This is a genomic window from Amycolatopsis acidicola (assembly GCF_007713735.2).
Lineage (GTDB): Bacteria > Actinomycetota > Actinomycetes > Mycobacteriales > Pseudonocardiaceae > Amycolatopsis_E > Amycolatopsis_E acidicola.
Map to the genome: position 1 here is coordinate 1 of NZ_VMNW02000032.1, position 22,869 is coordinate 22,869.

At 70.5% G+C, this 22,869-nt stretch carries 27 protein-coding genes; 8 read left to right on the forward strand and 19 right to left on the reverse strand.

What is annotated here, in order from left to right; all coding sequences use genetic code 11:
* Positions 1-431 precede the first annotated feature (431 nt).
* From tatB to sigE, 4 genes are all read right to left on the reverse strand, one after another.
* Positions 432-833 (reverse strand): Sec-independent protein translocase protein TatB, encoded by a 402-nt coding sequence (gene tatB / locus FPZ12_RS21375; RefSeq protein ID WP_144748242.1) that lies wholly within the window; start codon positions 831-833, stop codon positions 432-434.
* 48 nt (positions 834-881) lie between these two features.
* Positions 882-2,408: a S1C family serine protease gene (locus FPZ12_RS21380; protein WP_144748243.1), complete on the reverse strand. Its 1,527-nt coding sequence runs from the start codon at positions 2,406-2,408 to the stop codon at positions 882-884.
* Positions 2,409-2,488: 80 nt separating this feature from the next.
* Complete coding sequence (locus tag FPZ12_RS21385) at positions 2,489-3,154, reverse strand: zf-HC2 domain-containing protein (protein ID WP_144748244.1); 666 nt, start codon at positions 3,152-3,154, stop codon at positions 2,489-2,491.
* Entirely contained in the window at positions 3,151-3,774 is a 624-nt protein-coding gene (sigE, locus tag FPZ12_RS21390; RefSeq protein WP_144748245.1) for an RNA polymerase sigma factor SigE, read from the reverse strand. The genes FPZ12_RS21385 and sigE overlap by 4 nt, the downstream gene beginning before the upstream one ends.
* Positions 3,775-3,984: 210 nt before the next feature.
* On the opposite strand from sigE, the gene FPZ12_RS21395 reads away from it, so the two are divergent.
* On the forward strand, positions 3,985-4,599 hold the full coding sequence (locus tag FPZ12_RS21395) for an O-methyltransferase (RefSeq protein ID WP_144748302.1): 615 nt from the start codon (positions 3,985-3,987) through the stop codon (positions 4,597-4,599).
* Here the strand turns inward: FPZ12_RS21395 and FPZ12_RS21400 are convergent.
* A complete protein-coding gene (locus tag FPZ12_RS21400; RefSeq protein WP_243769952.1) occupies positions 4,596-5,792 on the reverse strand; it encodes an MFS transporter in 1,197 nt (398 codons plus the stop codon). The two genes, FPZ12_RS21395 and FPZ12_RS21400, sit on opposite strands and share 4 nt — an antisense overlap.
* A gap of 62 nt (positions 5,793-5,854) precedes the next feature.
* On the opposite strand from FPZ12_RS21400, the gene FPZ12_RS21405 reads away from it, so the two are divergent.
* Positions 5,855-6,772: a LysR family transcriptional regulator gene (locus FPZ12_RS21405; RefSeq protein ID WP_166462853.1), complete on the forward strand. Its 918-nt coding sequence runs from the start codon at positions 5,855-5,857 to the stop codon at positions 6,770-6,772.
* Positions 6,773-6,906: 134 nt separating this feature from the next.
* Here FPZ12_RS21405 and FPZ12_RS21410 read toward each other — a convergent pair whose 3' ends face one another.
* A complete protein-coding gene (locus FPZ12_RS21410) occupies positions 6,907-8,334 on the reverse strand; it encodes a leucyl aminopeptidase family protein (RefSeq protein ID WP_144748247.1) in 1,428 nt (475 codons plus the stop codon).
* A 74-nt stretch (positions 8,335-8,408) separates the two neighbouring features.
* Positions 8,409-8,576 (reverse strand): DUF3117 domain-containing protein, encoded by a 168-nt coding sequence (locus tag FPZ12_RS21415; protein ID WP_081617745.1) that lies wholly within the window; start codon positions 8,574-8,576, stop codon positions 8,409-8,411.
* Between the two features lie 175 nt (positions 8,577-8,751).
* Between FPZ12_RS21415 and FPZ12_RS21420 the strand changes: the two genes are divergently transcribed.
* Positions 8,752-9,546 (forward strand): enoyl-CoA hydratase-related protein, encoded by a 795-nt coding sequence (locus FPZ12_RS21420; protein ID WP_144748248.1) that lies wholly within the window; start codon positions 8,752-8,754, stop codon positions 9,544-9,546.
* 46 nt (positions 9,547-9,592) lie between these two features.
* On the opposite strand, the gene FPZ12_RS21425 is transcribed toward FPZ12_RS21420, so the two are convergent.
* The 4 genes from FPZ12_RS21425 to FPZ12_RS21440 are packed head-to-tail and all read right to left on the reverse strand — an operon-like array spanning position 9,593 to position 11,231.
* Positions 9,593-10,162, reverse strand: coding sequence for a DNA-3-methyladenine glycosylase I (locus tag FPZ12_RS21425; protein ID WP_144748249.1), 570 nt, complete (start codon positions 10,160-10,162; stop codon positions 9,593-9,595).
* Complete coding sequence (locus FPZ12_RS21430; protein WP_144748250.1) at positions 10,159-10,614, reverse strand: SRPBCC family protein; 456 nt, start codon at positions 10,612-10,614, stop codon at positions 10,159-10,161. Before FPZ12_RS21430 ends, FPZ12_RS21425 begins: the two co-directional genes overlap by 4 nt.
* Entirely contained in the window at positions 10,611-10,913 is a 303-nt protein-coding gene (locus tag FPZ12_RS21435; RefSeq protein WP_144748251.1) for a DivIVA domain-containing protein, read from the reverse strand. The genes FPZ12_RS21430 and FPZ12_RS21435 overlap by 4 nt, the downstream gene beginning before the upstream one ends.
* A gap of 57 nt (positions 10,914-10,970) precedes the next feature.
* Entirely contained in the window at positions 10,971-11,231 is a 261-nt protein-coding gene (locus FPZ12_RS21440) for a hypothetical protein (protein ID WP_144748252.1), read from the reverse strand.
* 127 nt (positions 11,232-11,358) lie between these two features.
* On the opposite strand from FPZ12_RS21440, the gene FPZ12_RS21445 reads away from it, so the two are divergent.
* Positions 11,359-12,030, forward strand: coding sequence for a lysophospholipid acyltransferase family protein (locus FPZ12_RS21445; RefSeq protein WP_144748253.1), 672 nt, complete (start codon positions 11,359-11,361; stop codon positions 12,028-12,030).
* Positions 12,031-12,425: 395 nt separating this feature from the next.
* Here the strand turns inward: FPZ12_RS21445 and FPZ12_RS21450 are convergent, their stop codons facing one another.
* Genes FPZ12_RS21450 through dapE form a run of 3 tightly spaced genes read right to left on the reverse strand, consistent with a single transcriptional unit; the run spans position 12,426 to position 14,835 of the window.
* Positions 12,426-12,992: an LOG family protein gene (locus tag FPZ12_RS21450; protein ID WP_144748254.1), complete on the reverse strand. Its 567-nt coding sequence runs from the start codon at positions 12,990-12,992 to the stop codon at positions 12,426-12,428.
* The gene (locus FPZ12_RS21455; RefSeq protein WP_144748255.1) at positions 12,993-13,760 is read right to left on the reverse strand and encodes an LOG family protein; all 768 of its coding nucleotides are present in this window, start codon (positions 13,758-13,760) and stop codon (positions 12,993-12,995) included.
* A 10-nt stretch (positions 13,761-13,770) separates the two neighbouring features.
* Positions 13,771-14,835: a succinyl-diaminopimelate desuccinylase gene (gene dapE / locus FPZ12_RS21460; RefSeq protein ID WP_144748256.1), complete on the reverse strand. Its 1,065-nt coding sequence runs from the start codon at positions 14,833-14,835 to the stop codon at positions 13,771-13,773.
* 36 nt (positions 14,836-14,871) lie between these two features.
* On the opposite strand from dapE, the gene FPZ12_RS21465 reads away from it, so the two are divergent.
* Together FPZ12_RS21465 and dapD are read left to right on the forward strand one after the other, a co-directional pair.
* Complete coding sequence (locus tag FPZ12_RS21465) at positions 14,872-15,303, forward strand: hypothetical protein (RefSeq protein WP_144748257.1); 432 nt, start codon at positions 14,872-14,874, stop codon at positions 15,301-15,303.
* Positions 15,304-15,327: 24 nt separating this feature from the next.
* Positions 15,328-16,311, forward strand: coding sequence for a 2,3,4,5-tetrahydropyridine-2,6-dicarboxylate N-succinyltransferase (gene dapD / locus FPZ12_RS21470; RefSeq protein WP_144748258.1), 984 nt, complete (start codon positions 15,328-15,330; stop codon positions 16,309-16,311).
* Between the two features lie 51 nt (positions 16,312-16,362).
* Here dapD and FPZ12_RS21475 read toward each other — a convergent pair whose 3' ends face one another.
* Positions 16,363-17,664 (reverse strand): ABC transporter permease, encoded by a 1,302-nt coding sequence (locus tag FPZ12_RS21475; RefSeq protein WP_166462854.1) that lies wholly within the window; start codon positions 17,662-17,664, stop codon positions 16,363-16,365.
* Positions 17,664-18,416 carry an ABC transporter ATP-binding protein gene (locus FPZ12_RS21480; RefSeq protein WP_144748260.1) on the reverse strand — a complete coding sequence of 251 codons (753 nt, stop codon included), beginning with the start codon at positions 18,414-18,416 and terminating at the stop codon, positions 17,664-17,666. Before FPZ12_RS21480 ends, FPZ12_RS21475 begins: the two co-directional genes overlap by 1 nt.
* Before the next feature lie 104 nt (positions 18,417-18,520).
* Between FPZ12_RS21480 and FPZ12_RS21485 the strand changes: the two genes are divergently transcribed.
* The gene (locus FPZ12_RS21485) at positions 18,521-19,333 is read left to right on the forward strand and encodes a TetR/AcrR family transcriptional regulator (RefSeq protein WP_144748261.1); all 813 of its coding nucleotides are present in this window, start codon (positions 18,521-18,523) and stop codon (positions 19,331-19,333) included.
* Here the strand turns inward: FPZ12_RS21485 and FPZ12_RS21490 are convergent.
* Positions 19,321-20,697 carry an FAD-dependent monooxygenase gene (locus tag FPZ12_RS21490; protein ID WP_144748262.1) on the reverse strand — a complete coding sequence of 459 codons (1,377 nt, stop codon included), beginning with the start codon at positions 20,695-20,697 and terminating at the stop codon, positions 19,321-19,323. The genes FPZ12_RS21485 and FPZ12_RS21490 overlap by 13 nt on opposite strands.
* A gap of 69 nt (positions 20,698-20,766) precedes the next feature.
* On the opposite strand from FPZ12_RS21490, the gene FPZ12_RS21495 reads away from it, so the two are divergent.
* On the forward strand, positions 20,767-21,363 hold the full coding sequence (locus FPZ12_RS21495; protein ID WP_144748263.1) for a TetR/AcrR family transcriptional regulator: 597 nt from the start codon (positions 20,767-20,769) through the stop codon (positions 21,361-21,363).
* Here the strand turns inward: FPZ12_RS21495 and dapC are convergent.
* Complete coding sequence (dapC, locus tag FPZ12_RS21500) at positions 21,360-22,451, reverse strand: succinyldiaminopimelate transaminase (protein ID WP_144748264.1); 1,092 nt, start codon at positions 22,449-22,451, stop codon at positions 21,360-21,362. The genes FPZ12_RS21495 and dapC overlap by 4 nt on opposite strands.
* A complete protein-coding gene (fdxA, locus tag FPZ12_RS21505) occupies positions 22,448-22,768 on the reverse strand; it encodes a ferredoxin (RefSeq protein WP_144748265.1) in 321 nt (106 codons plus the stop codon). The genes dapC and fdxA overlap by 4 nt, the downstream gene beginning before the upstream one ends.
* Between the last annotated feature and the right edge of the window lie 101 nt (positions 22,769-22,869).

The window sequence follows — 22,869 nt, forward strand, 5'->3', positions numbered from 1 at the left end:
CCTCCCGCCCGTGTTGGCCGCTCGCGCGCGTGTGTTGCCGATGCCAGCGGTTGGTGGTGGGACGAAGCTTGTGGGCTAGGGGACTCGCCGTGCCGGTTTGTGGGAGCGCTCCGGCCTGGGCTGGAGTCTCCGGCTTGGGGCAGCAACGGACGCGCGTAGCGCGCGCTGTGTGCTCCCCTCCCCGCCCCGATCTTTGAGTGTTCGCGGTCACGGCGCCGCGTCAAGGCGGGAAAGAGTACCTTGACCCGTCCCCGTGACCGCAAATGCGGCTGGGGATCGGGGAGGCGAGGGGAGTCTGGCCGGGGAGAAGCCGTCGCGTTGCTCGGCGGCCGGTGACGCGGTGGAGGGTGGCGAGAATGGCTTAGGTGCGTGGGATCGGGCGCGTGGGTGCGCACGGCTCGGTTTCGAAGGTCCCGCCGAAAGCCCGAAAATCAGGTGGCGTCCGGGTCTACCGGGGGTTTCTCGCCCGGCTTCAGGGCTTCTTGCTCGGGCTTCGCGGCGACGGCGGGGTAGCCGTTGGGCTTGGTGCTGCCACCGCTGGTTCCGTTGAGCCCCAAGGGATCCGGGTCGCCGTCGAACAGGTGGTTGGTGATCGCGCGGCGGGGGTCGAAGTTCCGCAGCTGGCGCAGGTCCTCGAGCGGCTTGCGGAATTCCTCGAACTCCGGGCCCATCTCGTCCTTCAGCTGCTGCCGCGCGCCGCTCGCGAACTCGCGGACCTTGCGAACACTCTTGGCCAGCCACGAAGCCGCTTCGGGCAGCCGTTCCGGGCCGAGGATGAACAGACCGGCGACGATGAGGACGAGGATCTCGCCCCAGCCAACGCTATCGAACACCCGTCAACCTCCGCCTCGTGCAGGCCCCTGCCGCAACAGGGTACCCCGCTAATCCGAACCCAGGGTTACGTCGACGACAAGAGGCCTGCCCTGCCGGACCAGCTGAACCGGCACGACCTCACCGATGTTGTGCGCCCGCACGGCCACGGTCAGCTCCGCGGCATTGCGCACCATGCGATCCCCGACCTTCGTGATCACGTCGCCCTCACCGATACCGGCCTTCGCGGCGGGCCCGCCGTCGACGACGTTGACCACCTGAGCACCCTCGGAGGTTTCCGCCGCGACCGAGGCCGCGTTGATCCCGATATCGGCGTGCTTGACCGAACCGGTGCTGATCAGCGCGCGGGCGATCTTGATCGCGTCGTCCGCCGGGATGGCGAAGCCGATGCCGATGCTGCCGCCCTGCCCCGAATCGCCGCTGTCCGTGCGGATCGACGAGTTGATCCCGATCAGCGCGCCCGTCGAATCCACCAGCGCGCCACCGGAGTTGCCGCGGTTGATCGGGGCGTCGGTCTGGATCGCGTCATAGGTGACCGGGGGCTCACCGTTCTCGCCCTGCGCGGTGATCGGGCGGTGCAACGCGCTCACGATGCCTGCGGTCACGGTGTTCTGCAGGCCCAGCGGCGAACCGACGGCGATCACCGAATCACCGGGCTCGAGGTCCGCGGACTTCCCGATCTGGATGACCGTCGGGTTCGCCACCCCCACCTTGATCACGGCGAGGTCGGTCTTCGGGTCGGTGCCGACGACCTTCGCGTCGGTGCGGGTGCCGTCGGTGAACACCGCGGTGATCTTGGCCTGCGGATCGTCCGTGGCCAGCGAGATCACGTGGTTGTTGGTGATGGCATAGCCGTTGGGGTCGATCATCACGCCGGAACCGACGCTGCCGGACTCCCCCGACTTCACCTCGATCGACACCACCGCGGGCGAGACGCGCTTGGCGATGTCGGAGATCGAACCCGGCGCGCGTTCCTTACCCGCTTCGGCCTCGGAAATCGTCGCGCTGCCGGTGAGCGAATTCCCGGTACGCGCGATGCCCCAGCCGACCAGCCCGCCGACCGCGCCGATGAGCAGGCAGATCACACCGAGCAGGGCGAGCGCGACCGGCTTCACGCGACGGCCGAGCAACACCTCGGGCAGCGAGAGCAAAGGCCCCTTGGGCCGCTCCTCGCCGTCCTCGTCCTCGGATTCGGCCTCCACCGCGGGACCGCCCAGCACGGCGGCAGCACCCGGGTCACGCCACGGGTCGGCAGGCTTGGACCACAACGGCGACTCCGGCTCGGCGCCGGGCTGGCCCGTGTCGTCACCGGGGCGCTGCAGCTTCACGTCGTCCGCGCCCGGCGGACGGCCGAAGGCCTCCACCAGCGACTCGGGCGCGGGCGGTTTGCTGATGATCTGCCCGCCGTTGCGGGTGCCGGGGGCGTACAGCTTGTCGAAGGCCCCGTCCACTCCGTGCGGCCTGCCGAAGGTGGCCGCCTGCGCGGAATCGACCGGGGGACGGTCCAGTGGCCTTGGCGCGAGCCGCGGTTCGCGCGGTGCGCCGGAGTTTTCCTCAGGCGTGTTCGGCTGGCTCATCGTTCCCCGGGATAGACGGACTGCAACGCTCGGCGTGACCCTACGCCACCGATTCTTCCGTCATGCCAGTGAAGCAGGCGTCAGTGGTTCTCCACGACGGGGGTGGCCACCGGCGCGGTGGTCGTGGTCGTGGGGGCCGCCTGCTGACCGCCGAACTGCGCCCGCAGCACACCGGGCGGGGTGCCGCCGCTGGGCTCGGGGTTGGTCTGCGCCGTGCTGCCCCCACTGGAGGTGGCCACGAGCGCCAGCGCGCTCAGCACGATGCCGGATACGACGACCCCGGCGCCCTGCGCAGCGCGTTTGCGCACCGAAGCCGAACGGTGCGAGTTGAGGACGGCCGAGCCACCACCGAGAGGGGTGCCCGAGCCGAGTGGCGCCGACGAGCCGAGCCCGGCGGGCATGCCCCGCAGCCCCGCGACACGCTCGGGACGCTGGATGGCGACCAGCTGCCCGTCTTCGGTGACCGCCAGGTTGTCCGGGGTCACCGGCAGATCGGTGTGGTCCGGTATCGCGCGCAGGCTGGCCAGGAAACCGGCGGACATCCCCGGCACTGCCGGGGCGTCGTGCACCGCCGCGCGAGCCTGACGCTGCGCGGCCACGTCACCCGCGCAGAGCGGACACCTGGCGATGTGGGAAGCGGCCCGATCCTGCGCACCCAGCGACAGCTCGCCATCCACGAAAGCGACGACGGCGTCGGGAAGAAGGTGCGATTCAGGAAGCAGGCCCCGACCGCGCGAATCGGTCATACGGAAGCCTCCACGGATTCCTCCTTCAGCGCACGGCGCCGTTCCAGCGACGCGCGCAGGGCCTGCCGGCCACGGTGGATCCTGCTGCGCACAGTGCCCAGTTTAACCCCGAGCGTGGCGCCGATCTCCTCGTACGACAGACCTTCGACGTCGCACAGCACCACCGCGGCGCGGAACTCCGGCGGCAGCTCGTCGAGCGCGGCCTGCAGATCCGGGTCCAGGTGCGTGTCGCTGTAGACCTGCTCCGGGCTCGGATCGTCGCCGACGATCCGGTCGGTGTCCTCAGGCAGCCCCTCCATGCGCACCCGCGAACGGCGGCGCGCCATGTCGAGGAAGAGGTTCGTGGTGATGCGGTGCAGCCAGCCCTCGAAGGTGCCTGGCTTGTAGGACGCCAGCGAGCGGAAGACCCGGATGAATGTCTCCTGGGTGAGGTCCTCGGCGTCGTGGCTGTTACCGGTCAGCCGGTACGCGAGCCGGTAGACGCGGTCGGCGTGCTCGCGCACGACCTCGTCCCAGGACGGCGGGGTCCACTCGGCCTCGTCGACCTTCACCGGCTGGCCCTCGGTCGCGGCCTCGTCGTTCAGCGGGGTCTTCTGCATCGGCGGGGAAGGCACCTCCATCAGGCTGTTCTCCCTACTGCTCTACCCAACGTGGTCCGGCCACGCCGTGTTCCCATCTCCTGTTGAGACGTAGCTTGACCGCTCTCCTTATGTATGTAGTGAGACCGGTCTGAGAGGCGCCTGAGAGAAGTGTGCACGTCTTGCGCTGATTTGGCGACGACCAGCGCTAACCTTTGCGCTGTGACCCCCGAGACGCATCCGGGGGTGGCCATGGGCGTCGAAGATCACGCCGGCGGCCACCTGCCTGACGACGACGCGCTGCTCACCGCCCGTGACCGGGCGGAAGAGCTCGGCTGCGTGCCGCTGGGCGCCCACGCGGGGGAAGCGCTGTGCTTCCTGGCCACCTGCCTGCGGGCGAGGGCGGTCGTCGAGATCGGCACCGGCACCGGCTCCAGTGGGCTGTACCTGCTGCGCGGGATGGCGCCCGAGGGCGTGCTCACGTCGATCGACATCGAGCCCGAGTACCACCGCACGGCCCGCAAGACCTTCCGCGAAGCCGGGTTCGCGCCGGGCCGCACCCGGTTGATCACCGGCCGCGCGATGGACGTGCTGCCGAGGCTGACCAGCGGCGGCTACGACCTCGTGTTCGTGGACGCTTCGCTCGCGGAGTACCCGGGCTACTACGAGCACGGGGTGAGCCTGCTGCGCCCGGGCGGGGTGATCGCGTTCCACGGGGTGCTCACGCCGCGCACGGACAACGGCCGTCGTGACCCCGGCCAGGCCGCGGCCCGTGAGCTGGCCCGCGCGCTGCGAGAGGACGAGCGGCTCGTCCCGTCGATGCTGCCGGTCGGAGGCGGGCTGCTCGTCGCGGCGATGCGCTCCTAGCTTCGCGCGGTGGCGGAAACCACGCCGACCGCCAACGCCAGCCAGGCGATGGCGGCCACCACCAGCCACGTCCAGCCGGCGTGCGCGAAGATCACCGAGCCTGCCGTGCCGCCGACGCTGCTGCCCAGGTAGTACATGAGCATGTAGGTGCCGGAGGCCTGGCCACGCGCGTCGTCCGGCGCTTCCGCGGCCGTCCAGCTGTTGGCGACGGCGTGCGCGGCGAAGAAACCGCCGGTCAGCACGAAGAAACCGAGCACGACGACCGGGAGCGAGTCGGGCAGCGTGAGGAGAATCCCGGCGGCCGTGACGGCCAGCGCCAGCACCGCCGACCGCAAACGGCCGAAGCGGTTCACCAGGTGCCCGACGGTCGCCGAGGAGACCGAGCCCATGGCGTAGGCGAGGAAGACCAGCGAAGCGATGGCGGGTGAGAGGTCGAGCGGCTCGCTCGTCAGCCGGAAACCCGCCGCGTTGTACATCGCCACGAACGCGCCCATCGCGAGCAGTGCCACGGCGTACTGCGCGAGGAGCACGGGCTTGCTCAGGGCGGATCGAACCCCGGCCAGCACGCCCCTCAGTTGCTCACCCACCGCCGGTTTGTCCCGCGGTTCCCGGCGCGAGGGCGGCAGTGAGAACGCCGTGATCACCGCGAAGATCGATCCGACGACGCCGACCACGACGAGCGCGCCGTGGTAGCCGAGTGCACTGGCGCTGAATCCGGCGGACAGCCTGCCGAGCATCCCGCCGAGTGAGTTGCCCGCGACCATCGCGCCGACCGCGGCCGCCACCCCGGTCTTGCCCAGCCGCTCCACCAGGTAGGCCGCGCCGACTCCGGCGAAGCCCGCGATCGCGACACCCTGCAAAGCACGCAGTACCAACAAGATCGGGTAGGCCGGGGCCAGCGGCAGGAGCAGTCCGAGCACGGCGGACGCGAGCACCGACGCGATGATCACCGGCCGCCGTCCGACGAGCTCCGACAACGCGGCGAGCGGCAGCACCGCGATCGCCAGCGCGCCGGTGGCGACACTGACCGCGAGCGACGCACTGCCCGGATCGAGGTGGTACTGCTCGGCGAGCTGCGGCAACACGGGCTGCGGCGCGTACAGCAACGCGAAGGACGAGATCCCGGCGGCGGCAACGGCGATCTTGACGCGCCGGGTTTCGGCGCGGACGGGAACGAGCAGGTCAGCGGACACGAGTCGAAAGTAAGACGCGCTAACCGATACGTCTAATGCAGAAATATGCCACGATCCATACCGTGTCGTATGACTCGGACGCACGCCTCGCTGACCAGCGCGTGGTACACCACCTGGCCCCCAACCTGGCGCTGCTGGCGGCGTTGGGTGAAACGGGCAACATCACCCGTACTGCCCAGCTGCTGGGAGTTCCGCAGCCCACCGTGAGCCGCCGCCTCGGCGCGCTCGCCGACGTACTCGGCGCCCCGGTCGTCGAACCCGTTGGCCGCGGGGTGCGGCTGACGAGAGCGGGCGCGATCCTCGCCGACAGCGCGGCCCGCGCGCTCGGCGCCGTCGAATCGGGCGCGCGCAAGGCCCGGGAAGAGATCGAGCCCGACACGGGACACATCGTGCTCGGCTTCCTGCACCTGCTCGGCCGGTGGCTGGTGCCGAACCTGCTGCGCGGGTTCCGGGCGCGCTATCCCAGCGTGCGGTTCAGCCTCGTGCAGGGTTCACGACAGCAGATCCTCGACAAGCTGGCCGCGGGCGAGCTCGACCTCGCGCTCGTCGCGCCGATGCCGGTCGAGCCCGGCCTCGAAGCCACCGCGCTCGACGAACAAGAGCTGCTGCTTTCGGTCCCGGAGGCGCATCGGCTGGCGGAGCGCAAACGCATTCGCTGGGCGGAACTCGCCGACGACGACTTCGTGACGCTGGAACACGGCTACGGACTACGCCAGATCACCGACGCACTCTGCGCCGAAGCCGGGTTCGAACCGAAAATCGCCTTCGAGGGACAGGAATCCGACACGGTGCGCGGCCTCGTCGCGGCCGGGCTCGGCGTGGCGCTGCTACCCCGCTTCGGGCGCGGCACGCCAGCCGGCGTCGTGGAGATCCCGCTTTCGCCGAAGGTGAGCCGCACGATCTGCTTGCTCAGCCCCGAGACAGAGCACCTGACGCCGACAGTGCGGGCTTTCCGGGATTACGTGCGGGCTCAGGCGTAGACGGCCGTGGGCTTTCCGGACCGCAACACCACACGCGCCCAGGCACAGACACCCGCGACCTCCCCGGACCACAACACCACACGCGCCCAGACGCAGACACCCGCGACCTTCCCGGACCACAACACCACACGCGCTTAGGCGTAGGACTCGGCCAGCTCCACGAGCGTCCGCGCGGCGAAGCCCGTTGCGCCCGGCACAACGTCGGCGTAAGCGCTTTCCGCGCGCGCCGGGCCCGCGATGTCGAGGTGCGCCCACGGCACGCCGTCGACGAACTCGCGCAGGAACAACGCGGCCGTGACGCCACCGGGCCCGCCGGGTGCCTGCCGCACGTCGGCCAGCTCGCCGCGCACGGCATCGGCGTGGGCTTCCAGCAGCGGCATCCGCCACCACGCTTCGCCGACGCGCTCCCCCGCCGCCAGCAGCCGCTGGGCGAGGTCGTCGTCCGTGGCGAACAGGCCGCCGGTGCGCACGCCGAGCGCGACCTTCATCGCGCCCGTCAGCGTCGCGACGTCGACCACCGCGTCCGGGCGGAACCGGCGGATGCCGTAGACCAGCGCGTCGGCCAGCACCATCCTGCCCTCGGCGTCGGTGTTGCTGACCTCGGTGGTGATGCCGCCGTAGTGGCGCACGACGTCGCCGGGGCGGTACGAACCGCCGGACACGTGGTTCTCCGCCGCCGGGACCAGCGCGGTGACCCGCACCGGCAGTTTCGCCGCGGCGATGGCGCGGATGGCCGCGATCACCGCCGCGCCACCGGCCATGTCGGTGCGCATCAGGTGCATCCCGGCCGCCGGTTTGATCGACAGCCCGCCGGTGTCGAACGTGATGCCCTTGCCGACCAGCAACAAATGCCGCGAAGCACCGCGCGGCCGGTACGTCAGCTCGATCAGCCGCGGCGGGCTCGCCGAACCGCCGCCGACCGCGAGCACCCCGCCGAAGCCCTGCTGGGCGAGCCACTGCTCGTCCCGGATCGTGGCCTGCAGACCGGGCAGGCCACCGGCGACCCGCGCCGCGGTGTCGGCGAGCCAGGCCGGGTTCTTGATGTTGGAGGGAGTGTTGGCCAGGTCGCGGGCGAGCGTGGCGGCTCCGGCCAGCCCGCGCACCTTCTCGAGCAGTTCCTCGTACGCCGGAACCGCGCGCTCGAACGGCGTGAGCAGCCGCAGTGTCTGCAGGCCGGGCTTGGCGCCCTCGGCGCTGACCTTGAACTGATAGCCGCCGAGCAGCGCGCCAGTGGCGAGCTCGGCGACGTGCTCGCCCTGGACCTCGCCGTCCAGCTCGACCTGCGCGGTGCGGACCGGATCCTCCTCGATGGCGCGGACGAGCGCCGCGCCGGCGGCACGCCAGTCCTTCGGCTCACCGTCGCCGACCCCGACGACCCAGCGCACCGGACCGGCGGCGACCCGGACCTCGCCGGTCTTGCCCGAGTGCCGGACACCGGCGACTTCCACCGGCTCCGGCGCGGACCGCACCAGCACGGCCGTTGGGGCGCCGCGGCGCGACACGTCGGCCACCTCGAGTTCGAGCAGCCGGCTGGGTACGCCAGGCAGGGGGAACCGCGCCATCGAGCAACCTCCGAGCGGGGACGGCGAAAACCGGCTGACGCTCCGTCAGCCGGTGCAGGGAACGGAAAGCGGCGTCAGCTGGTGGCCTCCTGCAACGCGACCCCCAGGTCCTTGGCCTCCTCGGCCGACAGCTCTACGACGAGTCGCCCACCACCCTCGAGCGGAACGCGCATCACGAGGCCCCGCCCCTCCTTAGTCACCTCGAGGGGACCATCTCCGGTCCGGGGCTTCATGGCCGCCATAGCGTGCTCCCTCCGTCTCAACCGGCGCGCCCGGGTCGCGCTTGCTCAAGCCAACCGGGTGTCATGCGTCATTCTCCCTCATCAAGATGGGCGCGCGAACGCGGACCGATCTTTTCGTGTTTGCATAGGTGCTGGTATGCGGCTCGCGAGGGCCCCGAACGCCAGGAGGAGACCAGTGACCACCGAGGACGTGCTGTTGACCGCCGACGCCGATGGCGTGCGGACGCTGACGCTCAACCGCCCCAAGGCCTACAACTCGCTGACCGTCGAGCTGAAGGAACGCCTGCTCGCTGCGTTGCGGGAGGCCGCGGCCGACCCGGCGGTGCGCGCGGTGGTGCTGACCGGCGCGGGCAAGGCGTTCTGCGCGGGCCAGGACCTCAAAGAACACGTGGGCCTGTTGCAGGCCGGCGACCCGTCGCCGCTGAGCACGGTGGCTGATCATTACAACCCGATCGTGCGAGCGATCGTGGACATGCCCAAGCCCGTCGTGGCGGCGGTGAACGGCCCGGCCGCCGGTGCGGGCGCCGCCTTCGCCTACGCCTCAGACCTGCGTATTTCGGCGCAGTCGGCGAACTTCCTGATGGCGTTCGCGAACGTCGGGCTCGGCCCGGACTCGGGCGCGTCGTGGACACTGCAGCGGCTCGTCGGCCTCGGCCGCGCGGCCGAGCTGATGATGCTCGCGCGCACGGTCGACGCCGAGGAGGCGCAACGGATCGGGTTGGTCGGCGAGGTCGTGCCGGACGAGGAGCTGGCCGCGCGGGCACAGGCCGTGGCGAAGAAGCTCGCCGCCGGGCCGACGGTGTCCTACGCGAAGATCAAGGAAGTGCTGGGCACCGCCGCGGAGAGCAGCCTCGAGGAAGCGCTTGCGGCGGAGGATGCCGCGCAGACCGTGCTGGGCGGCACGGCCGACCACCGCGAGGCCGTCGAAGCCTTTGTCGCGAAGCGCAAGCCGGAGTTCCAGGGCAAGTAAGCGCTTTCCCCTCGCCACCCGCTCACCGGCGGGTGGCGAGGTACTGCTACTTCCGGGCGCGGAAGCACCCCTTGAGATGGTCGTCCACCATGCCCGTGGCCTGCATCAGCGCGTAACACGTTGTCGGGCCGACGAAGGCGAAACCGCTCTTCTTCAACGTGCGCGCCATCGCCTTGGACTCGTCGGTGATCGCCGGGATGTCCGACATCGCGGTGGGGCGGGCGCGGCGCCCGGACGGGGCGAACGACCACAGCAGCTCGTCGAGCGGGGTGTCCAGTTCCAGCACCGCTCGGGCGTTGGTGATCGCGGCGTTGATCTTCGCGCGGTTGCGGATGATCGACGCGTCGGCCAGGAGCCTGGCCACGTCGTCGTCGCCGAACTCGGCCACCTTCTCCGGCACGAACCCGTCGAACGCGCGCCGGAAACCCTCGCGCTTGCGCAGGATCGTGATCCACGACAGCCCGGACTGGAACGCCTCCAGGCAGAGCCGCTCGTAGAGCGCGTCCCGGCCGTGCAGCGGGAAGCCCCACTCGTTGTCGTGGTACTCGGCGTAGTCCGGGGACGTGTTGCCCCACGGGCACCTGACGACGCCGTCCTCGCCTGCCGTCGCCGTCATCGGCCCCCGATCGAATAGTCCTCGGCGAACCGCGCGAACCGGCGCAGCGACTGCCGCAGCCCGAGCGAGAACGCCGGTTTGGCGACGGGCCAGCCGAGCGTGCCCAGCGGGCCGAATGGCAGGTCGAGGCTTTCCGACCAGACGAACGTGGACGTCTGCGGGCCCTTCACGTGCACATGGAACGCCCCGCTGCCGCGGACGAGGCGGCCGAGGTGGCGCACCGTGCAGCGCACCGGCGGCTCCCACGCGGTGATCTCCATGGTGTCGGTGAACCCGACCCCGCGCAGCCCCGTGAACGCCGCCAGCCGCGAGCCGACGCTGCGCCCGTCACCGGAGACGATCCGGACGTCGGTGCCGAGCATCCACTCGTGCTGCCGCGGCCAGTCGGTCAGCGCCAGCCACGTCGTACCCGCCGGCACGGCGACGTCGACCGAGAAGACCAGATCCGTCATCCTGCCGTCTCGCGTTCGGCCTCCAGCTCGGCGACCCGGGCGCGGAGGCCGTCGATCTCGGTGCCGAGCCTGCGGATGACCCAGTCGACCTCGGACATCTTGTACCCGCGCAACACCAGCTGGAAGCGCACCTTCTGCACGTCGTCGCCGGTGATGTCGCGGACGGGCAAGCGGGTGGGCGAGCTGCTGGGCGGCAGCGGGGCCAGCTCTTCACCGCGTCCGAAGACGACGGCGGCCAGCAGGAACACCACCGCCGCGACGAGCAGCATGACTACGAGGTAGATCAGGGCGGTCGTCACGCCCCGATTGTGTCAGCCCGACGTTGAACTGGCGTTTCGTGGCACCGTTCGGGCTGTTCAGGCTGTGTTTCGCGGGCGGGGGCGAGCGTGCCAGGCGAGGAACACGCCGAAGAACCCGACAATCCCGAGCCCCAGCACGAACACCCCGATGGCCTTGCGCACCGCACGGGCGTGGTCACAGGCCGGCACGTTCCCCGGGTCGATCGTCCAGCCGTTCCCGCAGGCCAGCGTGCCGGCGTGGATGGGAAGGGCGAACAGCAGGACGAAGGCCACGAGGCACAGCCCCGAGACGACGAGGACGAACGTCCGGACGCGCACCTCCAGATCGTGGCACAGCCGCGACCAGGGCGCGCCCCATTGCTCCGGTCCGACGAAGTCGGGGTACCTACCTGGCTCCGGCCGCGAGCCGGTGACATCCTGGAAGGTGGAGTCGTCTGGAGGAGCCTTGTTACACCTACTGATCCGCCTCGTGCTCGCGCCGCTGGCCAGGCTGGTCTACCGGCCGGACGTCCGCGGGACGGAGAACGTGCCGCTGACCGGGCCGGTGATCATCGCGCCGAACCACCGGGCCGCGGTGGACACCGCACTGATCCAGATCGTCACCCCGCGTCCGGTTTCGTTCCTCGGGAAGGCGGAGTACTTCACCGGCAAAGGACCTCGGGCGCGGCTGATGGCCGCGTTCCTGCGGGCGCTGCACTACGTGCCGGTGGAGCGCGGCAACGCGATGGCCGGGATGGCCGCGCTGGAGGCCGCGCGCAAGGTGCTCGAAAGCGGCGGGGCGTTCGCGCTGTACCCGGAGGGCACCCGCTCGCTGGACGGGCGGCTGCACCGCGGGCACACCGGGGTCGGCGCGCTGGCGCTGGCCACCGGGGCGAAGGTGGTGCCGGTCGGCATCAACGGGACCGAGAAGATGCTGCCGATCGGCAAGAAGGTGCCCCGGCTGGCGAACGTCACGGTGCGCTTCGGTGAGCCGCTGGACTTCTCCCGCTACGACGGGATGGAGTCCTCGCCCGCCATCCGCCGCGCCGTCACGGACGAGATCATGTACGCCATCCTGGAGCTTTCGGAGCAGGAGTACGTCGACCGCTACCACAAACGCCCCGGCGAAGCGGCTTAGCTCTTCCCCGCCGCGGGCCGGGGTCGGGTGCTGGCGCGCATGTTGGCCGCCCCGGGCACGTGTTGGCCGGACCCGCTCGTGTGTTGGCCGGACCCGCTCGTGTGTTGGCCGCTCCAGCTCATGTGTTGGCCGCTCCAGCTCATGTGTTGGCCGGATCCGCGCGCATCTTGGCCACCCCCGCGCGTGTGCTTGGCCGGATCCGGGCGGACCCGCACGTGTGTTGGCCGCTCCCGTGGCCTCAGCGTGTCGGCTGCGCGTTCGCCATCGGAGCGCGCCGGGCCAACACACCGACGCCACAGGCCAACACGCCAACGCGAGCGGCAAACACGCCCGCGGGAGCGGCAAACACGCCGGGCCGCGGAGCGGCGGGGAGCGAAGCGGCGGGGTTCGCCGCGTTAGGCCCACTTCTGGACGTTGGGCGGTTCCCAGTCCGCGAAGGCGTCCAGGAGGGCAGCCGGGTCCGAGTCGGTGAGGACGAGGTCGCGGTGCTGCGGCCGGAGGAAACCCTCGCTCACCATGTGGTCGGCGAAGCGCCGCAGCGGCTGGTAGTACCCGGCCACGTCCACGAGGCCGATCGGCTTCGCGTGCAGGCCCAGCTGCGCCCACGTCCACACCTCGGCCAGCTCCTCGAGCGTCCCCGCGCCGCCGGGCAGCGCCAGGAAACCGTCCGACAGCTCGGCCATTTTCGCCTTGCGTTCGTGCATGTCCTCGGTGACGACGAGCTCCGTCAGCCCCGCATGCGCGATCTCGGCGCGCATCAGGTGCTTCGGGATCACCCCGATCACCTCGCCGCCCGCCGCGAGCGCCGCCTCCGCGACGGCACCCATGACCCCGATGCTCGCGCCGCCGTAGACCAGCCCGAGCCCGCGCCCCGCGAGCAGTTTCCCCAGTACCGCGGCTTGTTCGGCGTAGACCGGATCATTACCGGCCGACGAACCGCAGAACACACAGATCCGGCGCATCTAGTGGGTGTCCTCCCAAGCCTTGTATGCCTCTTGCACCACGCGCACCGCATCGTCGATGTCGTCGGTCAGGTGCAGCAGAGCCAGATCCTTCTCGCCGATTTTTCCTTCGGCGTAAACGGTTCCCTTGATCCAGTCGTACAGGCCGCCCCAGTAGGACCGTCCGAAGAGGACGACCGGGAACTTCGTGACCTTCTTGGTCTGCACCAGTGTCAGCGCCTCGAACAGCTCGTCGAGGGTGCCGAAACCACCGGGAAGACACACGAACGCCTGCGCGTACTTGATGAACATCGTCTTGCGGGTGAAGAAATACCGGAAGTTCACGCCGAGGTCCACCCACGGGTTGAGCCCCTGCTCGAACGGCAGCTCGATGCCCAGCCCGATCGACAGCCCACCGGCCTCGGACGCGCCGCGGTTCACCGCCTCCATCGCGCCCGGACCACCACCGGTGATCGCGGCGAATCCCGCTTCCGCGAGCGCCGCGCCGAGCCTGCGGCCCAGCTCGTAGTCGGGGTGCTCGCGGGGAGTGCGCGCGGACCCGAACACCGTCACCGCGCGGGGCACCTCGGCCAGCGCGCCGAACCCCTCGACGAACTCGGCCTGGATCCGCAGCACGCGCCACGGGTCCGTGTGGACCCAGTCCGTGGGGCCACGGGAGTCGAGCAGGCGTTCGTCGGTCGTCGTCGCTTCCACCCGGCGGCTCCGCCTGAGCACCACCGGCCCCCGGTGCTTTTCCTTCGGGTGCTCGGGATTTTCGTCCACTGTCACCTCCGCAAGCTTAGAGCGCCGTGAGAAACTCCCGCAGCACCCCGGCCACCTGGCGGATTTCCGCCGCGTGAACGTGTTCTTGCCTGGTGTGCGCGAGTGTCGGATCGCCGGGACCGAAATTCACCGCCGGCATCCCCAGCGCGGCGAACCGGGCCACGTCCGTCCAGCCGAGTTTGGCGGCCGCCTTACCGCCGGCGGCCTGGACGAGTTCGGCCGCCGCCGGCGCCGAGAGGCCGGGCAGCGCGCCCGGCGAAAGGTCCACAACGGACAGTTCGAACCCGTCGAAAACCTCGCGCAGATGCTGCTCCGCCTCCTCGGCGCTGCGATCGGGGGCGAACCGGAAATTGACCGTCAGCACGGCCTCGTCCGGCACCACATTCCCCGCGACACCACCGGAAACCCGGACCGCCTGCAGTCCTTCGCGGTAGGTCAGGCCGTCGATCTCCACGTCGCGCGGGCGGTACTCGGCGAGCCGGCGCATCGGTTCGGCGAGCGCGTGGATCGCGTTGACGCCCATCCACGCGCGGGCGGTGTGGGCGCGGGTGCCGGTGGTGGGCAGTTCGATCCGCATCGTGCCCTGGCAGCCCGCCTCGATCACGGCGTTCGACGGCTCACCGACGATCGCCAGGTCACCGGCGAGCCAGCCGGGCAGCTCCCGCTCGATACGGCCGAGCCCGTTGCGCGTGGCCTCGATCTCTTCACAGTCGTAGAAGACGAACGTGAGGTCGTGGCGTGGCTCACGGACAGTGGCGGCGAGGTGCAGGAACACCGCGTCGCCGCCCTTCATGTCCACCGTGCCGAGCCCGTGCAGCACGTCACCTTCGCGGCGCAGCGGCAGGTTCCCGTTCACCGGGACCGTGTCGAGGTGCCCGGCGAGTACGACCCGTGACGGTCGGCCGAGGTTGGTGCGGGCGAGCACGGCCTGCCCGTTCCGGACCACTTCGAGGTGGTCCGCCTGCTCGGTCAGCGCCGCCTGCACGGCGTCGGCGATCGCCTGCTCTTCACCCGAAACGCTCTGGATGTCCACCAGCTCGCGGGTGAGGTCCACCGGGTCGGCGTGCAGGTCGAGAGTCATGACAGCGACACTACTGGCGGCGCGTACGGTGACAGCGTGCGTACCCGAAAAGCCCTGGCCGTCATCGCTCTCGCCTTCGCACTCGCGGGCTGCGGTGGCCAGGAAGCGGGGCCGACGCCCAAGGGGGCCGGCGTCGCGACGACCCCGGATGCCCTCGCGACGAAACTGCGCGCGCTGACCGTCGACGAGTGCTTCACCAGTCCCACGAAGGAAACCCCGAAGGGCTGCGAAAAGTACGTCACGGAACTGGGCGGCACGGTCGGCATGGTGCGGGAGCAGGCGGGCACCAAACACCCCGAGCTGAACACCCTCTCGGACTCGCTCGACAAGGCCGTGGCGGCGTACCGCGGGCCGCACTGTGAGTCGGTCACCACCACGGGTACCGGCTGTTCACAGGCGCTGACGGACATCGCGAACGCGGTGCGTGACATCAAACAGGTCATCGACACCCAGGTCGCCACCGGCTGAGCCGCGCTCGGTTACGGTAAGGCCGTGAGCGAAGAGACCCCGAACCCCGAGACCACCGGCGCCACCGGCGTCGGGCTGGCCACCGTCACCACGGACGGCACCGTGCTGGACACCTGGTTCCCCCAGCCGAAGCTGGTCGAGCCGGGCGCCGCCGGGACGGAACGGCTCTCCCGTGAACAGGCCGTCGAGGCCCTCGGTGAGGCCGCCGCCGGGCTGCTCGGCCCGGACACCGACCGCGGGGTCGAGGTCGTCGCGGTGCGCACGACCATCGCGCGCCTCGCCGACGCCCCCGCCGACACGCACGACATCTACCTCCGCCTGCACCTGCTGTCGCACCGGCTGGTGGCGCCGCACGGGCAGAGCCTGGACGGGATGTTCGGCCTGCTGTCCAACGTGGTGTGGACCAACCACGGGCCCTGCCCGGTGGAGGGTTTCGAGGCCACCCGGCTGCGGCTGCGTGCGCGCGGCAACGTCACCGTGTACAGCCTGGACAAGTTCCCGCGCATGGTCGACTACGTGGTGCCCAGCGGCGTCCGCATCGGTGACGCCGACCGCGTGCGCCTCGGCGCGCATCTGGCCAGCGGCACCACCGTGATGCACGAGGGGTTCGTGAACTTCAACGCCGGCACGCTCGGCGCTTCGATGATCGAGGGCCGGGTTTCGGCCGGGGTCGTCGTCGGCGACGGGTCGGACGTCGGCGGCGGCGCGTCGATCATGGGCACGCTTTCCGGCGGTGGCAAGGAGATCATCTCGCTCGGCGAGCGCTGCCTGATCGGCGCGAACGGCGGGGTGGGCATCTCGCTCGGCGACGATTCGGTGGTCGAGGCGGGGCTGTACGTCACGGCGGGCACGAAGGTGGTCGTCGAGGGCCGTTCGGTCAAGGCCCGCGAGCTGTCCGGGATCTCCAACGCCCTGTTCCGCCGCAACTCCGCGACCGGCGCGGTGGAGGTCGTCGCGCGCGACGGTGCCACCGTCGAACTGAACGCGGCGCTGCACGCCAACGACTGATCCGGAAAACAGCGAAACCGGCGCGGGAAACGCTTTCCCGCGCCGGTTTTCTTATCCGGCGAGCGCGGCGATCGGCTGGGCCCGCACCGAATTCGCGGTACCCGGCAGTGTCGCGGCGAACGCGAGCACGATCGCGCCGCCGGTGATTCCCGCGTACGTCCATGGCGAGCCCGCCGGGGTCGGCGTGTGCAGTTTGACCAGGCTGTACGGCACGATCGTCACGAGCGAAGCGAGCGTGCCGAGGACGATGCCGAGCAGGGCCGTCAGCAGCGCCTCCGCGGAGACCATGCCGAGCACCTGCCGAGGTGTCGCGGCGACCACGCGCAGCAGGCCGAACTCCCGCCGCCGGTCCCTCGTCGCCGCGATCAGCGTGTTGACCACCGCGATCGCGCAGAACGCGATGACCATCGCCACCACGAGGTAGTTCGCCGAGGCGATCGTGGCCGCGTCGGTGCTGGAACCCTGTTGCGTCGCGTTGTCCGTGCTCTGCATGTACAGCGTGCCGGTGGCCATTCCGACGAGGATCACCAGCGCGGGCACGGCGGCAGCCCCGGTGGTGCCGAGGTTGTGTCCCGCAAGCCTGCCCACCGTGCCGAGCAACGGCGCGATCCGGCGTCCGCACGACGCGGCGAGCGACGGGCCGAGCAGGGCGAGCCCGATCGACGAGAAGACGCACGCGGGCCCGGCGGTCGCGACCTGCCCGGTGGCGTCGGGCATGGCGAACACGGTGAGCCCGGACGCCAGCCCGATCCCGAACAGGATCGCGGCCGACCGGCGCCGCGTTTTCACCGCGCGGGTGGTGAACTCCCGCGCCGACGCGAGCGCCCGCACGGGCGAGATCTTCGCCGTACCGCGGGCGACGAACAGCGCCCCGATCACCACGGCCAGCAGGCTCGCCGCGACACCCGCCGTGAACGTGATCGCGCTCAATCGAAGATCGCTGACCGGCGCCAGCCCGGCGTCGGCCAGCCGCGCCAGCGCGATCGCCCCGATGCCGAGCCCGGGCAGCACGCCCAGCGCGATCGACGGCAGCGCGACCACCAGTGTCTGCCCGAAAACAAGCCTCCGGACCTGGCCCGGGGTGGCGCCTGCCGCTCGCATCAGGGCGTACTCGCGCTCGCGCTGGTTGATCACCAGCGCGACGGTCGAGACGATCGCGAACGCCACGATCGCGACGGTCCACGAACCGAGGATCATGGGCAGCAGGCGGAGGGTGTCCCCTTCCGGACCCGTGCTGAGGCCGGTGTCCAGCAGCGCGGCGAACCCGGTCAGCAAAGCCGTCCCCGCGAAGATCACCCCGGCCGCGGCCACCTGCGAAACCGGCCGCAGGGTACGGAAAACGAGTGCGCGCATCATCGCACCCCCGCTCGCGGACGGAGGTCCGCCAGCCGCGCGGCGACCCGCCCGGCGTCCGGCCGGTCCATCGTGTCCACGATCGTCCCGTCCGCGACGAAGACGACCTCGTCCGCGTAGGCGGCGACCGGGTCGTGCGTGACGAGCACGACCGTCTGCCCCGAGTTCGAGACGGAATCGCGCAACAGCAGCATTACCTTGGCCGCGGCGCGGACGTCGAGCGCGCCGGTGGGCTCGTCGGCGAAGATCACCGCCGGGTCGGCGAGCAACGCACGCGCGATGGCGACGCGTTGCTGCTGGCCGCCCGAAAGCTGGTCGGGCCGGCGCCCGATCCGGTCACCGAGGCCGAGGCGGGCCAGCAGCTGTTCCGCGGCCCGGTGCTTCCGGCGGCGGCCCGCGAGGTCACCCGGCAACGTCACGTTCTGCTCGATCGTCAAGGTGGGCAACAGGTTCAGCGCCTGGAAGACGAACCCGACGCGCTCCCGGCGGAATTTCGTCAGCGCGGTCTCGTCGAGTTCGCCGAGGTCCGTGCCGTCGATCGACACCGAACCCGACGTGGGCCGGTCCAGCCCGGCGGCGCAGTGCAGCAGGCTGCTCTTGCCGGACCCCGAAGGCCCCATCACGGCGGTGAACCGGTGCGGGGCGAAGTCGAAGGAAACGTGGTCGAGCGCGGTCACCTGGCCGGCACCCGCGCCGTAGGTTTTGCTCACCTCGCGTAATCGAACGGCGGGTGAGTACGTTGTACGAGTCATAATACGAACGGTACTGAGCTGCACCTTTGCCGGGAATCGGGAACTCCCCTCGGTTTCCGGTAGGGAAAACCCCCTGTTGCGGCGGGACGATATGCTGCGGGAGCGTGACGAAAAGGGGACCGATGGACTGCCTCACCTGTGGACGCGCCTTGCGGGAGGCCGGCCGCGGGAGGCCGCCCCGCTACTGCTCACGCGCCTGCCGGAGCAAGGCGTACCGCGCGCGTCTCGCCGATCGCACCGAACCGCCGGCGTGGGATGAAACCCTTACCGCGCAACGAATCGTGCGGGCGGCGATCGAGCTCGCCGACGAAGGCGGCGCCGCGGCCCTGTCCATGCGGGCGCTCGCCGCACGGCTCGGCTCCGGCGCGATGTCGCTGTACCGGTACGTGGCGAACCGCGACGACCTCGTAGACCTGATGGCCGACGCGGTGTTCGCCGAGCGCCCACTACCCGAGGACGGCGCGCCCGAGGGCTGGCGGGCGAAGCTCGAACTGTCCGCGCGGGCGGAGTGGGCCGTCTACCAGGCGCACCCGTGGCTGCCCCAGCTCGGGCTCATCACGCGGCCGCCGATCGGGCCGAACCTGATGGCCTACACGGATTGGCGAATGCAGGCGGTGGCGGCGGAGCACGACGTCCCGTTCGCCACGCTCGTGCAGGTAGCCACCCTGGTCACTTCCTTCGTGCAGAGCGCCGCCCTGTCCGAAAACCGGGAACGACAGGAGACCGGCCTGAGCCGCCGGGAGTGGATGCGGTCGCGGCAGCGGGTCATCGACCGGAGCCTGCGCGCCCGCCCGTTGCCGATGATCGCGCGGTTCGGCGAGGAAGCGTTCCAGGCCACCCAACCCCAGGCGGTGTTCGAGTTCGGGCTGGAACGCATCCTCGACGGCATCGGGCTCCTGCTCGTTCAACCCACGTAACCATCCGGCCGGATGAAGACCTTCGCCCCGTCCGACGCGTCGTAGGCGGCGAAGGCGTGGCCATCGGTGTCCACGACGTACGGGCCCGCGCAGGTCTGGCCGGGACGAAGCACGGCGTAGGAGTGCGGCGCTTCCGGCGCGGCAGCCCCGAACACCAGCTGTGTCTCATGTGGACCACGGAACAGCTCGAACAGCCTGGTGCGCCTGCCATCCGCGTCGACGACCGGCGCGTCGGGCGCACGGTCACCGGGGACGAGCTTGCCTTCGGTGGTCCGGTAGCTGATGTCGAGCTGACGGGTGTTCTCGCCGCGTTCGTGGGCGTTCTCGGCGCCCTCCTTGTACCGCTCCATCAGTTCCGTGCTCAACCCGAGAACGCGCGCGGCGACACCACGCCGCTCCGTCTCGTAGGTGTCGAGCAGGTCCGGCGAACCGTCGGCCAGCTTCCAGCCGAGGTTGTACGCGTCCTGCACGCCGGTGTTCAGCCCCTGCCCGCCGGTCGGCGGGTGCACGTGCGCGGCGTCGCCGGCCAGGAACACCCGGCCTTCCCGGAACCGCGCGGCCAGCCGGATGTTGGGCCGCCACACCGTTGACCACGTCAGCTTCGTCAGCCGCACGTGCGCGCCGGTCACGTCGATCTTGCTCTGCAACGTTTCCAGCGAGGTCGAACTGTCCTCTTCGGACAGCGGCGCGCCGAACTGGAAGAGCCCGTCCGTACTGGGCAACGGGCTCAGCATCACCCCGGTCATCGGGTCGTCCGCCTTCGCGAACCAGTACCCGTACTCGTGGTCCAGCCCGTCCGCCGCGACGTCGCCCAGCAGCATCCGGACCGACTCGTCCGTGGTGCCCTCGAAGGGAATTCCCAGCGTCTTGCGGACGGCGCTGCGCCCGCCGTCGGCGCCGACCAGGTACGTCGCGCGCACCGTCTCGCCGGTGGACAGCCGCGCGGTGACGCCGTCCTCGTCCTGCTCGAAGTCGAGCAGCTCCGTGCCCAGCTCCACGTGCACGCCGAACTCCGCGAGCCGGTCGCGCAGGATGCCCTCGGTCTGCGACTGCCCCAGCATCCGGGCGTTCGGATAGGGCACGTCCGGCCGGGGCTGCTCAGGCTCGGCCATCCGCCGGTTCATGGTGTGCTCGCCGTCCAGGTACACCCGGAACTCCGGCGCCGGGCGGCCCGCGGCGAGCACGGCGTCGAGCACCCCGAGGTCTTCGAAGACCTCCATCGTGCGCGGCTGCAGCCCGTCGCCACGCGAGCCCGCGAAGTACTCGGTCGCTTTGTCGATAATCCGCACGTCGAGGCCCCGCCGGGCGAGATCGATGGCCAGCGTCAGGCCGGTCGGCCCGGCTCCCGCGATGAGTGTCGTCATAGCTGAATCTCCATTCACTGAACTTTGATTCATCATTGCCCGCTGATAGGTTCCTGTCAAGGAGGTGCCGTGAAACGCAGCGAGAAGGCGGCCGAGACCGAAGCGGCGCTGAAGGCTGCGGCGAAGCGCGTGTTCGCCGCACGCGGTTACCTGAACACGAAGATCACCGACATCACGGCCGAGGCGGGGCGCGCGGCGGGATCCTTCTACAACCACTTCGCGGGCAAGGAAGAACTGCTCGAAGCGCTACTGAAGGACATGTCCGCGGAGAGCGACAATGTGGCGCTGGAGGCCGAGCACAAGTCGGACTTCACCGACCCGGACGCCGTCCGCTTCCACGTGGCCGCGTACTGGCGCTTCTATCGCGCGAACACCGCCACCCTGCGCGCGCTCGCCGAGGCGTCACTGGTCAACGAGACCTTCGCCAAGACCTACGCGAAGTTCGGCGAGAACGAGATGGCCGACGTCCTCGGCCACCTGAAGTACATCACCGACGCGGGGCTGACACTGCCGACCACGCCGATGTCCAGCCTGAGCCTGATGTACGCCATGGTCGACACCTACGTCCGGCGCTGGCACGAGGTCGGCAGCGAACTCGACGAGGACCAGGCCATCGAGGCACTGACGCGGTTCGTCTACCGCGGCTTGACCGGCAAGGACTGTTAGCCCGCCAGGCGATCCGCGGCCGCGGCCACGCGCTCGTCGGTGGCCGTCAGCGCCACGCGGACATGCTCCCCGCCGCGGGGCCCGTAGAAGGTGCCCGGGGCGACCAGGATCCCGCGCTCGGCGAGCCAGTTCACCGTCTGCCAGGAATCCTCGCCCCTGGTGGCCCACAGGTACAGCCCGGCCTCGGAGTCGTCGATCCGGAAACCGTTGTCCTGCAACGCCTTCTGCAGGGTCAGCCGGCGGCGGGCGTACCGCTCGCGCTGCACGGCCAGGAAGTCGTCGTCCGCCAAGGCCACCGTGATGGCCTCCTGCACCGGCCGCGGCACGATCATCCCGGCGTGCTTGCGCACCTCGAGCAGCCGCGAGACCAGCTCCGGGTCACCCGTGACGAACCCGGCGCGGTAACTGGCCAGATTGGCCGACTTGGACAGCGAGTGCACCGCCAGCAGGCCGGTGAAATCCCCGCCGGAGACCGAGGGATGCAGGATCGAAACCGGCTCGCCCTCCCAGCCGAGCGCCAGGTAGCACTCGTCGGAAACCACGACCACGTCCCGCTCGCGCGCCCACTCGACCACCTTGCGCAGGTGATCGGCGCCGAGCACCTTGCCGGTGGGGTTGGACGGCGAGTTCAGCCAGACCAGCGACGGCCGCTGCGGGCCGATCGCGAACAGGCTGTCCGCGCGCAGCACCGACGCACCCGCCAGCAGCGCGCCGACTTCGTACGTCGGATACGCCAGCTCGGGGATGACGACGGTTTCGCCGGGGCCGACGCCCAGCAGCCGCGGCAGCCACGCCACCAGCTCCTTCGAGCCGATGGTCGGCAGCACCGCGGCCGGGTCGATGCCCGTCACCCCGTGCCGGCGCGCCAGCGCGGAGACCGCGGACTCCCGCAGCTCCGGCGTGCCGTGCGTGGTGGGGTAGCCCGGGATGTCCGACACCGAGGCGAGCGCCTCGCGGATGTGCCCTGGAACGGGATCCACCGGCGTGCCGACCGAGAGATCGACCGCGCCGCCGGGATGGGCGGACGCGGCCGTCTTGGCACCGGCCAGTGAATCCCAGGGAAAGTCGGGCAGCGCCGTGGAACTCATTCGCCCTGCGGGGGCAGGTCCTTGATCCACTGCGGGTCGTCCGGGGTCTTGCCGACCTTGGACGCGCCGCCGGGGGACCCGAGCTTGTCGAAGAAGTCCACGTTCGCCTTGGTGTAGTTCGACCACTCGTCGGGGACGTCGTCCTCGTAGTAAATGGCTTCCACGGGGCACACCGGCTCGCAGGCGCCGCAGTCCACGCACTCGTCGGGGTGGATGTAGAGCATCCGCTCACCCTCGTAGATGCAGTCGACGGGGCACTCGTCGATGCACGCCTTGTCGAGCACGTCGACGCAGGGCTCGGCGATCACGTAGGTCACTGCGTTCTCCTGCTGTGTGAATGAGATCCAGCTACGACCTCGGACATTACGCGTCCTTGGCGGGGTGTTCGAAGGTAAGGGCACCCTTATGCCGCATGGTA

Bases quoted from the DNA above. Each gene is read 5' to 3' on its own strand.
- FPZ12_RS21490 (WP_144748262.1), bottom strand. From the start codon at position 20,697: ATGACGACACTCATCGCGGGAGCCGGGCCGACCGGCCTGACGCTGGCC.
- dapE (WP_144748256.1), bottom strand. From the start codon at position 14,835: ATGACTCTCGACCTGCACGCCGACCCGGTGGACCTCACCCGCGAGCTG.
- dapC (WP_144748264.1), bottom strand. From the start codon at position 22,451: ATGAGTTCCACGGCGCTGCCCGACTTTCCCTGGGATTCACTGGCCGGT.
- FPZ12_RS21450 (WP_144748254.1), bottom strand. From the start codon at position 12,992: ATGCGCCGGATCTGTGTGTTCTGCGGTTCGTCGGCCGGTAATGATCCG.
- FPZ12_RS21430 (WP_144748250.1), bottom strand. From the start codon at position 10,614: ATGACGGATCTGGTCTTCTCGGTCGACGTCGCCGTGCCGGCGGGTACG.
- FPZ12_RS21475 (WP_166462854.1), bottom strand. From the start codon at position 17,664: ATGCGCGCACTCGTTTTCCGTACCCTGCGGCCGGTTTCGCAGGTGGCC.
- FPZ12_RS21380 (WP_144748243.1), bottom strand. From the start codon at position 2,408: ATGAGCCAGCCGAACACGCCTGAGGAAAACTCCGGCGCACCGCGCGAA.
- FPZ12_RS21410 (WP_144748247.1), bottom strand. From the start codon at position 8,334: ATGGCGCGGTTCCCCCTGCCTGGCGTACCCAGCCGGCTGCTCGAACTC.
- FPZ12_RS21385 (WP_144748244.1), bottom strand. From the start codon at position 3,154: ATGACCGATTCGCGCGGTCGGGGCCTGCTTCCTGAATCGCACCTTCTT.
- FPZ12_RS21395 (WP_144748302.1), top strand. From the start codon at position 3,985: ATGGGCGTCGAAGATCACGCCGGCGGCCACCTGCCTGACGACGACGCG.
- FPZ12_RS21480 (WP_144748260.1), bottom strand. From the start codon at position 18,416: ATGACTCGTACAACGTACTCACCCGCCGTTCGATTACGCGAGGTGAGC.
- FPZ12_RS21415 (WP_081617745.1), bottom strand. From the start codon at position 8,576: ATGGCGGCCATGAAGCCCCGGACCGGAGATGGTCCCCTCGAGGTGACT.
- FPZ12_RS21425 (WP_144748249.1), bottom strand. From the start codon at position 10,162: ATGACGGCGACGGCAGGCGAGGACGGCGTCGTCAGGTGCCCGTGGGGC.
- sigE (WP_144748245.1), bottom strand. From the start codon at position 3,774: ATGGAGGTGCCTTCCCCGCCGATGCAGAAGACCCCGCTGAACGACGAG.